This is a genomic window from Bacteroides graminisolvens, from assembly GCF_963666085.1.
Lineage (GTDB): Bacteria > Bacteroidota > Bacteroidia > Bacteroidales > Bacteroidaceae > Bacteroides > Bacteroides graminisolvens.
On the sequence record NZ_OY762556.1, the window covers coordinates 1,140,583 to 1,153,461 of the forward strand.

The window sequence follows — 12,879 nt, forward strand, 5'->3', positions numbered from 1 at the left end:
TCTGTTTCATGTCCTACAATTTACAATTCCAGTCCTTCGGGAATGAAGGCGCTTATATCTTTGTCAAAACTTAATAATTCGCGTACAATAGTTGAGCTTATACAGGTCAGTTCCGGTTCGGTAAATAATAAGATCGTTTCAATGCCCGCCAGTTTTCTGTTGATGTCGGCTATGGTCTCTTCGTATTCGAAATCCTTTACCGTTCGTATCCCTCTCACAATAAATTTAGCTTCCACCTTTTGGGCGAAGTCAATGGTCAGACAGTCGTATGTCATTACTTTGATTCGAGGTTCTGCTTTATAGAATTTCTGAATCATGTCTAACCTTTTTTGTATGGGGAAATAAGTGTTTTTATTTTCATTGATACCAATGCCAATAACCACTTCATCCATAAAAGTAAGCGCTCTTCTCACAACGGAATAATGTCCGATAGTAAAGGGATCAAATGTTCCCGGAAATATGGCTCTGTTCATTCTTATGCTATATCTTCTTCAATAACCAGATTATCGATGATAAAGTTTTGCCTTTCCATCGTATTCTTACCCATATAAAACTCCAGCAGTTCTTTTACCAGGTCATTTTTACGCAACGAAACCTGCTCCAAACGAATGTCTTTGCCGATAAAATGCTGAAACTCGTCGGGCGAAATTTCACCAAGTCCCTTAAAACGAGTAATTTCAGGATTGGGACCTAATTCATTGACCGCATTCAGTCGTTCTTCTTCGTTGTAGCAATAAATGGTTTTCTTCTTGTTTCTTACTCTGAACAAAGGAGTTTGCAGAATGTACACATGTCCCTTTTTAATTAAATCAGGGAAGAACTGCAAAAAGAAAGTGATGAGTAATAAGCGGATATGCATGCCATCCACATCGGCATCGGTGGCAACAATTACTTTGTTGTAACGGAGTCCTTCTATACCATCCTCTATGTTTAGTGCTGCCTGAAGCAGGTTGAACTCTTCGTTCTCGTATACAATTTTTTTAGTCAATCCGTAAGAGTTAAGCGGCTTGCCGCGTAAACTGAATACCGCTTGCGTATTTACATCCCGACTTTTGGTGATAGACCCGCTGGCAGAATCACCCTCGGTAATGAAAATGCTCGATTCTTCCAGGTCTTTTCCTTTGGTATCGTTTAAATGCACTCTGCAATCGCGCAGTTTACGGTTATGCAGATTGGCTTTTTTGGCTCTTTCTCGTGCCAGTTTGGTTACTCCGGCTATTGCCTTGCGTTCTTTCTCGGAATCCTGAATCTTTTGAAGCATGATTTCGGAAGTTTCGTGATTGATGTGCAGGAAGTTATCCAGCTCCTTTTTCACAAAATCGCCGATGAATTTACTAACAGAAGGACCATCCGGACCCATGTCTTTGGAGCCTAGCTTGGTCTTTGTTTGTGATTCGAAAACAGGTTCTTCAACTTTTATGCTGATCGCTCCAATCATTCCGCTTCTTATATCGGCATAGTCAAAGTTCTTGTTATAATACTCCTTGATGGTTCTTCCCAGCGCTTCACGAAAAGCAGTGAGGTGCGTACCCCCCTGAGTGGTATGCTGACCGTTTACAAAAGAATAATACTCTTCGCCGTATTGGTTACTATGCGTAATAACTACTTCAATATCCTCCCCTTTGAGATGAATGATGGGGTAAAGAGGATCCGTAGTCATGTTTTCATTCAGCAAATCAACCAGTCCGTTGCGAGAATGAAACTTCTTTCCGTTGAATACAATGATAAGTCCTGAGTTAAGGAACACGTAGTTCTTTAACAAAGGTTCTATATGTTCTTTAAGATATTGATAGTCCTTGAAAATGCTTTTATCCGGAATGAACTCGGTCAACGTACCATTATCCTCATTTGTTTTTGTAATGGGACAATCAACTACGATATTGCCTTGTTCAAACTCGGCACATTTCATCTCTCCATCACGGAAACTGCATACTTTAAAGTAACTGGATAGAGCGTTGACAGCTTTAATACCCACACCGTTTAAGCCCACTGACTTTTTAAACGCTTTGGAATCATATTTTCCGCCGGTGTTCATTTTAGAAGAAACATCCACTACTTTTCCTAACGGAATACCTCGTCCGTGGTCTCGTACAGATACTTTTCCGTCAACAACAGTAACCTCTATGGTTTTGCCGTATCCCATCATGTATTCATCGATGGAGTTATCCATCGCTTCTTTCAGGAGAACATAAATACCATCATCGGAATGCGAACCGTCACCCAACTTACCAATGTACATACCGGGACGGCGACGGATGTGTTCTTTCCAGTCGAGCGTTCTGATATTGTCCTCGGTATAAGAAATTTCTTGTTGCTTTTCTTCGTAGATTTCTTCCATATTCAAAATTAATCAATCTTTTTCACGAACGCGCGTCGGCGTTTGTGTTGTTCTGTTTTGAAGTATTCCCATTGAGCCTGTACCTTTCCGTTCATCTCAAGTTCGGGGTTGCTTTCTGCAAATATAAAACCTAATTTCTGATAAATGGGAATTAAATCAGAAAATAACAAGGCGTTAACACCTTTATTTTGATATTCAGGTTTCACGGCTACCAGCAACAGATCGAGCATTTTGGCACGTCTCTTCATGAAAAGAGCCTTCAGCAAATAGTACCATCCAAAGGGGAGCATTCTTCCTTTTGCTTTTTGCAAAGCCTCTGATAATGAGGGCATAGAAATACCTACGGCAATCAACTTATCGTCGGCATCTGTAATCAATGTCACCATTCTTAAATCAACAATGGGCAAATACATTTTTACGTATTGGTCAATCTGTCCTTGCGACAAAGGTGAGTAACCGTATAACTGACTGTAAGCCTCGTTCATCAATTCAAAAATAGCCTGTCCGTAATCTCGTGCTATTTTCTTGGCAGACGTATATTTCTTAACCTTCAGATTGTATTTGCGCTGTATCAGTTCCGAAATACGTTGATGCTTCTCGGGAATGGCATCGGGTATGTATATCTTGAATTCAACCCAGTCGGCATCCTTCCCAAAACCTAACCGCTCCATGTGTTCTGGATAATACGGATAGTTGTAAGTGGTAGCCATGGTACTAAGCTGATCAAAGCCTTCAACCAACATCCCTTCCGCATCGAAATCAGTAAACCCCAGCGGTCCCTGAATATATTCCATGCCTCTTTCTTTTCCCCACTCTTCTACAGCCTTTATTAAAGCGCCAGAAACCTCCTGATCGTCAATAAAGTCAATCCATCCGAAACGCACCTCCTTCTTGTTCCACACACTGTTCGCTTTGTGGTTGATGATGGCGGCTACTCTGCCAACCAGTTCGTTGTCTTTGTACGCAAGGAAATAATCGGCATCACAGAACTCGAATGCTGCATTTTTCTTCTTGTTGAAGGTATTCAACATATCGTCATACAGGTCGGGTACGGAGTATGGGTTGTTTTTATAAAGCTCGTAATTTAAACGGATGAATTTCTTTAATTCACTTTTATTCGTTACTTTCTTGATTGTTATTGCCATAATTGTATTCTATTGTAGTAGGGGCGCAAAGTTACGCTTTTTTTGTTTACGCCATGTAAATGAGTACCGACGTGTATGCGATGTAGCATAAAATAAGTATGCTTCCCTCGATACGTGTTATGGTTCGTTTGGCAAAGAACAAGCCAAAAAGCCAAAGCAATATTCCCGAGGCAACCATTACTGCCAGGTCAAAGTTCGTGATTCCACTCATGCGTAAAGGCGTAATGCTTGCACTACAACCCAATACGAAGAATATGTTGAAGAGATTGCTGCCTATTACATTTCCGATGGCTATTTCGGGATTTTTTTTCAATGCCGCAACAACAGAAGTCGCTAACTCGGGCAACGAAGTTCCGCCTGCCACCAAAGTCAATCCGATAATTGATTCGCTTACGCCCAGATTTCGTGCTATGCCACTGGCACCTTCAACAAACCACTGTCCGCCGAATATGAGTCCGCACAATCCGCCAACAATGTATAACACCGATTTCCATACCGGTAATGTTTTAATCTCTTCTGTTTCCTCACTGTTTTCTCCGCTTTTGTTGGAAGCAATGGCAAACGTATAGCCCAAGAAAATAACAAAGAAGCAGAGTAATAACAAACCATCGGTTATGCTTAGCGTATTTGCGTCTGCTTTATCAAACAACATATCATTGGCACAAATAAATAGTGCTACAGATGCCAAAACACACAATGGTATTTCCTTTCTCAGTGTATTTCGGGTGATTACTATCGGAGCAAACAAGGCAGTGCAGCCTACTATCATCAGCGTGTTGAATATGTTGCTACCCACCACATTACCGATTGATATATCGGCACTTCCCTTTAAAGCCGAAGAAACGCTGACGGTAAGTTCGGGTGTTGAAGTCCCGAAAGCCACTATTGTGAGCCCGATAACAATTGAGGGAATGTTAAACCGTTTGGCAATTGACGAAGCACCATCCGTTAATCCGTTGGCACCCAATAAAATGAGTACCAGTCCTCCAATAAGAAGTAGTATGTTCATAGTTTCTTTATTTTGTGTGCAAATATAATGATTCTTAAAAACAAAAGCGGCAAATTACAATTTGTTTTAAAAAGACAAGGGCACCCCTTCCGTCTCGAAGAGATGCCCCTTTATTGAGTTAAATTCAAGAGTTGAGTTATTTTTGTCGGCTTACCGTGTGAAGTATGTTGCCTTTTTTATCAATCATTCGAAGATCCAATGTGTTTTTGGTTGCAGTGCATACGGCAAAACCCGGTTCCGGACTGCAGAAAAGCGTACCTTCCACAGGTTTAACTTTGCGGGCCAGAGAACCGGCCGAATTCACCACATAATCGATGTTGCTTCCATTCATTCGTATGTGCTGAAAGTTATGGATGTGTCCGCATACATACATGTCAACTTTATGTTTCCTGAGAATCGGGTCCAAACGGTTTTGCAGGTCACTCCGCTCCGAATCATCTTTGGATGTTTCAGCGTAGATGGGATGATGCCCCACAACAATAACCCAATCCTCTTTCGCTTTAGTCAGCACGTCATCTATCCAGGCCAGTTGCTTCTTCATGTCTTGTTTGCAAGCATCCGGATACGTTTGCGTGTCGTTACGGTACTTGTCGATGAGCGGAGCCGTATCTATCCACACAATACGTACCGTAACTCCTTCTTCGTTGAAGCTTTTGGTGTAGTATTGCGCCGGCATACTCCAGCGTCGGCTCACGTTTGTATAATCTAACACAGCTTGTGTATTACCGCGGTATTCGTGGTTACCCAGAATAGGATACCAGTCAATCATTAATTCGGGGTGACTATAAATTAATTCATAGTTTGTCATCCACAAAGGGTCGTTCACGCTGCGTACACCCTCAAAATGATGGATGTCACCGGCTGCAACCACAAACTCCGGTCCTATTTCTTCACCCATCTTCCCCATTAACTCTGCTATGGGCTTTTGGTCGTAATAACCGTTTCGCCCCAAATCATTGGCAATGTAGAAGTTGAATTTATCTTCAAATATGGAATAGTCTGTAATCTGCGCTCTTGCGCTAGAGAGCGCCAGTGTCAGAAACAGCAGTAGAAAATTTATCTTTCTCATTTGTACTTACTTTGTTAGAAGTTTATTTTAAATCCGGCGTTCATCTTAACCCCGTAGTATTCAACCTGGGCAGTCAAGTCCTTGGAACCCTGATAATAGCGTAACGGCTGATTCAATAAATTGTTTGCTTCAACATAGAAAGTATAATGCTTGGCAAACGTATAGCTCGCATTCAGGTCGAGGTAATTAACAGCATCATAGTAACGATCTTCAAACTTTGTTTTACCCATTTCATCAATAAAGGCAGAAGCATAATTGTAAGACAACCTCACGTTTAGTCCGCTACGTTCATAATAAAGAGAAGCGTTGGCCGTATTTTTAGGCGAGCCGGGCAGTCTGAGGCCGCTTTCGTTTTCGCGTCCTTCAAAATTGAAATCACTTACGCGAGTGTACGTATAAGTATAGTTACCATAAAAACCAAAGTGCTTAAGAGCCGGAGCAATAAACCCAAAATCACGTTGATAGCCTAACTCTACGCCTAACAAGTCGGCGTTACCCGCATTTTTAGGCTGTGTGAATTTCTGGTACGTTTCACCGTTGTATACATAATCGCTGATGCGCTGGTCAACAATAAAATCATTGATTCTTTTGTAAAACACACCTGCACTTACTAAACCGATGCTTTTGAAGTAATAATCAGCGCTTAAGTCGAGGTTGTAAGAGATGGTAGCATCCAGGTCGGGGTTACCCATTGAAATTTCATCGTCTTTGGTGATGTTCACATTGGGAATCAATGCCGAGTATTTAGGACGTGAAATGGTATTGGTGAAAGAAGCACGAACTTTCAATTCATCGTTGGCATCATACTTAACGAGTAAAGAAGGAAGCACATTCAGGTATGACTTCTTTGATTCTGCCGTGTGAGTCAGCTCATCTTTATTGGCATCATAATTCATTCCCGAATACTTAATGTGCGTGTTTTCCAAACGAACACCCGCCATCATCTTCCATTTCTTGCCCAAGTTTTGATCAAAACGCAAGTATCCCGCTGTTACTGTTTCTTTGGCGTTGAAGCTGACGGCTATTTCCTCTAAGGTCTGCGTCTTCTTAAATAGCGAACTATTGTTCAGATCTAAGTTTCCTAAATAATCCTTGCTGATGAAACTACCCGCTTTGTACTTATCGCCGGGCATGAACCCATCACGGTTCTGGCTCACAATATTCGTAAAAGAACTGATGTCAAAACCGTCTTCATTAAGCGGTTCGTATTCGTAGTAGTCTTTGTCTTTATCTTTGCTTTTGGCCACTAATTTTCCGCCAAACTTCAATTTGTTGCCGAATTCTCCTTTTCTGAGCGGAAGTTCCAAATTCAAGTTCAGTTTGAAATCCTTCTCTTGAATGTCCTCTTGTTCCTCAGTTACTTCTTTGAGGCTGAAGGTGTTGTCAAGCGTCATGCTGTATCCGCTTTGAGGCGAATAATAAGGCTTGCGTAAGTCGCTCAAATCAGGGGTAAACTTTTGTTTCTTCAAAACATAGTCAATGTAGCGTTCGTTGGGTCTTTCCTCGCTGGCTTTGGCATAAGAAACATTCCAGTCGACCGACACTCTTCCCAAAAGATGCTCACCACCTAAGGTAAAGTCCATGGTACGCTGTTGTTCCAAACGCGCATTCTTGTTGTCGGGCGTACCTCCTTTGGTTTGTATGCGCACGTCGGCCGTGTTATTAACAGATTCTTCATTCAAATCCTTTAAAGTTGTGCGGTACCTGTTTTCCCAGTCGTTGCGGTTATTAAATATGCCTTTGAAAAATAACTTATGGTTAGAAGTAATATCCCAGTTCAGTGCCGCTGAATAACTCTGTCGTTCGCGAGTTACGTAGTACTGCCTTATTTCGTAATTCTTAAGATACAGCTCGCCTGCATCCGTTTGTCCCCATTCAAATTCCGTGTTATCAGAACCCGAAGGCGCATATTGATAAGAAGCAGAGACAATCAGTCCCAGCTTGTCGTTGAAAAACTTGTCGCCATACGTAAAGCCTAGGTTTGTTTGTGCCTTTTCGCTGACCTTGTTCCAACCCGAACCTGCCGTGGCCGATATGATGCGTTTGTAAGGAGAGTTTTTGGTTACTAAATTGATGGAACCGCCTATGGCATCGGCATCCATATCAGGAGTGATTACCTTGTTGACCTCAATGGTTTGAACCATATCGGCCGGAATCAAATCGAGCTGCACATTACGCGTATCTCCTTCCGCTGAAGGTACACGGTTCCCGTTGATGGTTACCGAACTCAAATCGGCCGAAGTACCACGCACCTGTCCGAAACGCGCTTCACCCTGATCGTATTGTACGTTAATGCCCGATATGCGTTTCAACGCATCACCTATGTTTGAATCGGGAAATTTACCTACCTGATCGGCAGAGACAATGTTGGTAATTCCCAGATTACTCTTTTGTGCATTGATAGCGCGGTTTTGTCCTTGCAAAGCGCCACCTATAACAACCTCCTGCAACTCAACCCCCTCTTTCATGACAACGTCTTTTTCCAACGTTTTCCCTTCGGGAATGGTGATGTTAATCAGAACCGGATCATAGCCCACATAACTTACTTTCAGCGTATATGTGCCCGGATCCAGATTGGGTAATGTATAGAACCCGTTAATGTCACTGGTCACCCCGGTGTGCAACTTGTCAATGTAGATAGAAGCTCCGGGAAGAATCTGTTTGGAGCCGTCGACTATACGTCCGCGAACGGTTCCTTGTTTGTTGATAACCACTTTTTGTTCGGCCAAGATGCTGCCTGTGGCACTTGAAAATAAAAGGATAAATGACACCAGTCTGATTACTCGTTTCATATTTTTTATCTTGCGTTAATAATAATTGCAAAAGTAGACACGCTTCGTTGCGGTCACTTTACAATTGTTTTAACGTTGAATGACAAATATGATACGATTCTGTTACGGCTTACACTTTGTAACACTCCAGCAGAACCTTATCGCCCGAGTTTAGTGTGGTGGCAAACAGGTACACATCGCCCCCGTCTTTTAGTTTGGTACGTTTCCTTAACTCATCAACCGTCGACGGGAAATTGCGTATGCTGATGTTGGCCTTGCTTATGTTGCCGAGCAAGTCCTTCATCTCCTTCTTGTTAAAGGAGTAAGACTTTTCGATGCGGAACACCCGTCCGGGGAAATCAGCTACCAGCTCGTCCGACGTGTACAGGTGACTATTGGGGTGCAACTTCTTCATGCAGTAGGCAGCAGAAAGCACTTTAAACCCGCCGGCTTTTAAGATGGAAGCATTGGGTTCATACAAATACAACGCTGTGTCATCGGCGTAGGTACATGTAGCCTCCTGCTCTTGTGAACGGGTAAAGGAGAAACATTGTTTCCCGTTATGGGTAAGGTTCACGCAATGAATTTCAGGTTCCGCAATTTGTACCCCTGCGGCAAGAATGAGTAGCAACTCCTTGCATTCGTTGTTGACAGACACAATATGCACTTCACAAGTACTGTGCATGGTTTGCAAAGTGAGCGCCAAGTCGAGCATGGGCGACAGCTTAATCATTACACGCTGAGCTTTGTGGGTCAATAAACACTGCAAAGCCCCTACGTCCGGTGTGCAGTCGGCAATAGCAACCGTCTTACCGCCGTGTTCATTACGCCTGGCAGGATCCATGAAAATACAATCAACCGGCTCCATCTTTTCCAGATAAGCAACCCCGTCTTCATTGACCACCTTAATGTGATTCAACCCCAGCACCCGATAATTGTTTGCCGCCAGTTCACACAACGAAGACTGTTGTTCCACGTATGTAACCTGCTTGAAACCGGCCGAGAGAAAAGCACAGTCTACACCAAACCCACCGGTCAAGTCGCACAACGTGTCTCCACTCACTAATTCCGCCTTGTAGCGAGCGGTTACCTCCGATGAACACTGCTCCATAGACAAATGTTGCGGATAGAGAATCTCCTTGACCAACTGCCACGACGGTATCTTGACGGCTGCTATTTGTCTGCCTGCAATTTGCGTCAGAGCCGCCGTAAGATCAACTTGCGGCAACTTTCCGGCTTTTAAAGCAAGTGCTCGTACATCATCATGCAGATGTTCTTCTATAAATGCGATGGTTTCCTTGTTGAGTTGCATACGCCTATTTAATCAATTTATATTTTTGTTTGGCCACTTGTCGGCTGCAGAAATTGAAGTGCCACCATTCAGTGGGCAAGGTTCTGAATCCCGCATGCTTCATCACGGTGCGCAGCAATACCCTGTTGGCTCTCTGCTGAGCTGTTATCACCCCTTTTTGAATCAAAGCATCTTCGCCATTGATGTGTGCGGCATAACCCAGATGGTCAACCTCAGTTCCCATCGGCAAAGGCTTTCCGGTAGGATCAACCAGACTGACATCGACTGCCAGACCGTAATTGTGCAGTCCGCCGCCACGTGCCGGATTAGAAACATAGATGTTCTTGGCTGTACCCTTCACCACGTCCCACATTTTTTGCTGAACCGACATCGGTCTTGCTGCATCGTAAACGATGAGGCTATAGCCCGGCTTTCTTTTCCGTAACTCCTTCTGTGCCGCAGCCAGCGCTTTAGCCGCATCCGGATGCAGATAGCCCTCTTTGAGATTATCGTATAATACCCGACCCGTAAAGTTGTGAGGCGAGGCATACATTAAATCTACCTGTATGGTAGAGTCAACATCCGCAATATTAGTCAGCCCCAACGAATCGAAGTACATGGCCGTGGCGCTCTTAGCCGGAAGAGTATCAATCTGCAATACCGGCAGAGAGCGAGTAGGAGGCTCTGTGAGACTTGGCAAAAGAAATACGTATATTAAAAACAACTTGTACATCATATATCCATTTAGCGTTTACAAATATAGTCCATTAGACTTGTATTTTGGTTGTTCCTCACTCTCCCAGAGAAAAAAAAGTGTGGTTTACCATCACTTACCCTCACTAACTTGTTAAAACCATTTGCTGAAAGGCGTTTCGGGGTAGTGATGGTAAAAGATGTCTACCACTAAAACGACTGTTTTACCCTCACTATCTATCACTTTTAACTAAGACTATAGATTCATTAACTCCAATTTAACTAAAAAGAAGACGACGTTTAGGCTATTTTGAGTGCTTTTTGATGAAAAACGGCAAAAAACCGTTCGGTCTCTGTTGGTTTGAATAGCATGGATTGTATAACAGATAATTGTGTGATTGTTACAAACAAATAATAGGTCGAATTACTTGGAGCTGACAGTATAATGTATTATCTTTGTACCTATAATCTTATAGTATATTCAAATTATTATAGGCGCAAAGGCAGGAGCTCAAACTCCTGCCTTTTTTCGTTATGTGCCGTTCATTTTTTCGCTGAGACGGTTGCTTATTGCCATTTGCACGGTAGCAAAAGGTCCGCGACAAACCGTCTTACGGCCAAGAGACGGTTTGTCATGACCCAAAAGACGGTTTATCTTTTCAAATTGCTCGTTATCTTTTTAAAATCGGCGGTTATGTTTTTCAAAAAGTTGGTTATGTTTTGCCCAAGTCTTGCTGATGATTGTTGCTCCCTGCTTTATTGGTTAATAATGCATAAATCTGCTCTTGACAAGATTTGGCTAATTAAAGAGGTAAAGGGTGTAATTTGTAAAGTTAGTTCTGCTATATGGTTAACTGTAATAACCTAATATAGGTTCACTAAACGCTTTACTCAATTGATCGTTTCCTATCACAAAAATGTAAAGCGTTATGGTGAATGACCGATTGTTTTAATTGTTTCGTTTTTACATCATACTCTTATAATCGTTATTCTAATTTGTGCTTTTAGGAAAATATATTATATTTGTAAATGTAAATATGTAATTACAATGAATTAACTTGTTGACGATGATGATGCGAAAATTTATATTATTGTTTGTTCATATAGTAGCTTTTAATGTATTGCCATCTAATGCTCAGATGGCACAAAAATATGAAAATAGTGCCATCATGAATTCAAGTGATTATCAAGATGGCAACAACTATCAAAAAGATTTTCTTTTAATGACTGAACTGTTAAGAGAGGTGCATCCGGTTTTCTCGTCTGGCCTACCAGCTCCGTTTAATATGGATAGTTTAAGGACAGTAGGATATAGAGAAATGCGAACGTGTACCTCAATTACAGCGTTTAGAAGTTATTTACAGGCCATTTTAAGTCGATTAAATGATGGGCATACAGCGCTGTTGCCCGTTGTAAATGAATCCTTGATCTACCCATTCATGCTTTATATAGATACTGATAAAGTGTACTTGAGAGGCATTAATAAAGAATACGAAGGAGCTTTGGGCAATGAAATCTTAGAAATAAATAATCAACCAGCATTTAAAGTTATTGATAGTTTTAAAGCGTCTATCAGTTCAGATAATGAAATCTATTTTTACGATAAGGTGGGTGGCTTTATGCAATTATATTCTGTTTGGGAAAATAATGTGTACTGCTTGCCCGATTCAATGCTGAAGTTTAAGTTTTCTGACGGAACAGCCATTTCTCTTCGTCCTACTTCTAAACAAAAAATCAATATGGCTTTTATGCCTTATAACCTTACAACTAATTCAGTCAGGAAAAACAGTAAGTCTCCTTTTCTTTATAAGATATTGCCTGAAAAAAGTATTTGTTATCTTCAATTTAATACTTGTGTTGATCAATGTTCTTTGCGTTCTCAATACGACATGACGAAATCTAGTGCTGGATTATCTCCTGAATCGTTGGAGAAGCGACTGTCTCAGATTCCAAGATTTGATGAGTTTTTAGAACTAATGTTTCAAGAAATGAGAAATGCCAAGATACAGACGCTAGTTGTTGATGTTAGGAATAATTCAGGAGGAAATAGTAGGCTTTGCGATGTCTTACTTTCTTGGATAAAGCCATATCAACAGATTAAAAGATATAGCTCTGCTATTCGTTTTTCAAAATTGTGGGAAGCTACTTATCCCTTATTGGCAGATAAATATAAGCAGGCCTTTTTAGACAACCATCAATCGTTTGAATGGGGGAAACTATATCAAAGCTCCTCTCTGCCTTCATTAAATAAAAGAACTCAGAGGGATGAAAAAACGAAAGGGTATTTCCGGTTAAACAAAGATGCCGCTTTGGTCTTTAATGGCAACTTGATTGTTATTCAAAACGCGAAGACCTACAGTAGCGCCGGACTATTGGTCTCGACTATTGTTGATAATAACTTGGGCATTGTTATAGGAGGAAAAAGTTCGTATAAGCCTTGTCACTACTGCATAATTCGGAGCATTGCCACCCAGTATTTCTCCCCAAATAGCTTGCTTACAACTCGTAACTAGTTGTTTTTTGAAAGCCATTTTTGAGTCATATTTACCTTGTTTATGAATAA

At 41.6% G+C, this 12,879-nt stretch carries 9 protein-coding genes; 1 reads left to right on the plus strand and 8 read right to left on the minus strand.

Translation table 11 applies throughout. The features are described from left to right. Positions 1-20: 20 nt before the first annotated feature. The 8 genes from coaD to ACKPCE_RS04610 form a co-directional block, all read right to left on the minus strand. Positions 21-473, minus strand: coding sequence for a pantetheine-phosphate adenylyltransferase (gene coaD / locus ACKPCE_RS04575; RefSeq protein ID WP_276991572.1), 453 nt, complete (start codon positions 471-473; stop codon positions 21-23). A 2-nt stretch (positions 474-475) separates the two neighbouring features. Further along, a complete protein-coding gene (locus ACKPCE_RS04580; protein WP_319504358.1) occupies positions 476-2,338 on the minus strand; it encodes a DNA topoisomerase IV subunit B in 1,863 nt (620 codons plus the stop codon). A gap of 8 nt (positions 2,339-2,346) precedes the next feature. Further along, positions 2,347-3,483 carry an N-acetyltransferase gene (locus tag ACKPCE_RS04585; RefSeq protein ID WP_319504359.1) on the minus strand — a complete coding sequence of 379 codons (1,137 nt, stop codon included), beginning with the start codon at positions 3,481-3,483 and terminating at the stop codon, positions 2,347-2,349. 46 nt (positions 3,484-3,529) lie between these two features. Continuing rightward, on the minus strand, positions 3,530-4,492 hold the full coding sequence (locus ACKPCE_RS04590; protein WP_024996003.1) for a calcium/sodium antiporter: 963 nt from the start codon (positions 4,490-4,492) through the stop codon (positions 3,530-3,532). Positions 4,493-4,628: 136 nt separating this feature from the next. Continuing rightward, the gene (locus tag ACKPCE_RS04595; protein ID WP_319504360.1) at positions 4,629-5,561 is read right to left on the minus strand and encodes a metallophosphoesterase; all 933 of its coding nucleotides are present in this window, start codon (positions 5,559-5,561) and stop codon (positions 4,629-4,631) included. Positions 5,562-5,575: 14 nt separating this feature from the next. Further along, positions 5,576-8,353: a TonB-dependent receptor gene (locus ACKPCE_RS04600; RefSeq protein ID WP_319504361.1), complete on the minus strand. Its 2,778-nt coding sequence runs from the start codon at positions 8,351-8,353 to the stop codon at positions 5,576-5,578. 109 nt (positions 8,354-8,462) lie between these two features. Then, positions 8,463-9,644, minus strand: a complete 1,182-nt coding sequence (locus ACKPCE_RS04605) for a THUMP-like domain-containing protein (RefSeq protein ID WP_319504362.1) — start codon at positions 9,642-9,644, stop codon at positions 8,463-8,465. Positions 9,645-9,648: 4 nt separating this feature from the next. After that, positions 9,649-10,359, minus strand: a complete 711-nt coding sequence (locus tag ACKPCE_RS04610) for a M15 family metallopeptidase (protein ID WP_407654953.1) — start codon at positions 10,357-10,359, stop codon at positions 9,649-9,651. A gap of 1,024 nt (positions 10,360-11,383) precedes the next feature. On the opposite strand from ACKPCE_RS04610, the gene ACKPCE_RS04615 reads away from it, so the two are divergent. After that, positions 11,384-12,829, plus strand: a complete 1,446-nt coding sequence (locus ACKPCE_RS04615; RefSeq protein WP_319504363.1) for a S41 family peptidase — start codon at positions 11,384-11,386, stop codon at positions 12,827-12,829. Positions 12,830-12,879: the final 50 nt, after the last annotated feature.

Excerpts from the sequence above, each read along its gene's own strand:
- ACKPCE_RS04615 (WP_319504363.1), top strand. The coding sequence starts at position 11,384 with ATGATGATGCGAAAATTTATATTATTGTTTGTTCATATAGTAGCTTTT.
- ACKPCE_RS04580 (WP_319504358.1), bottom strand. The coding sequence starts at position 2,338 with ATGGAAGAAATCTACGAAGAAAAGCAACAAGAAATTTCTTATACCGAG.
- ACKPCE_RS04605 (WP_319504362.1), bottom strand. The coding sequence starts at position 9,644 with ATGCAACTCAACAAGGAAACCATCGCATTTATAGAAGAACATCTGCAT.
- ACKPCE_RS04585 (WP_319504359.1), bottom strand. The coding sequence starts at position 3,483 with ATGGCAATAACAATCAAGAAAGTAACGAATAAAAGTGAATTAAAGAAA.
- ACKPCE_RS04595 (WP_319504360.1), bottom strand. The coding sequence starts at position 5,561 with ATGAGAAAGATAAATTTTCTACTGCTGTTTCTGACACTGGCGCTCTCT.
- ACKPCE_RS04600 (WP_319504361.1), bottom strand. The coding sequence starts at position 8,353 with ATGAAACGAGTAATCAGACTGGTGTCATTTATCCTTTTATTTTCAAGT.
- coaD (WP_276991572.1), bottom strand. The coding sequence starts at position 473 with ATGAACAGAGCCATATTTCCGGGAACATTTGATCCCTTTACTATCGGA.
- ACKPCE_RS04590 (WP_024996003.1), bottom strand. The coding sequence starts at position 4,492 with ATGAACATACTACTTCTTATTGGAGGACTGGTACTCATTTTATTGGGT.
- ACKPCE_RS04610 (WP_407654953.1), bottom strand. The coding sequence starts at position 10,359 with ATGATGTACAAGTTGTTTTTAATATACGTATTTCTTTTGCCAAGTCTC.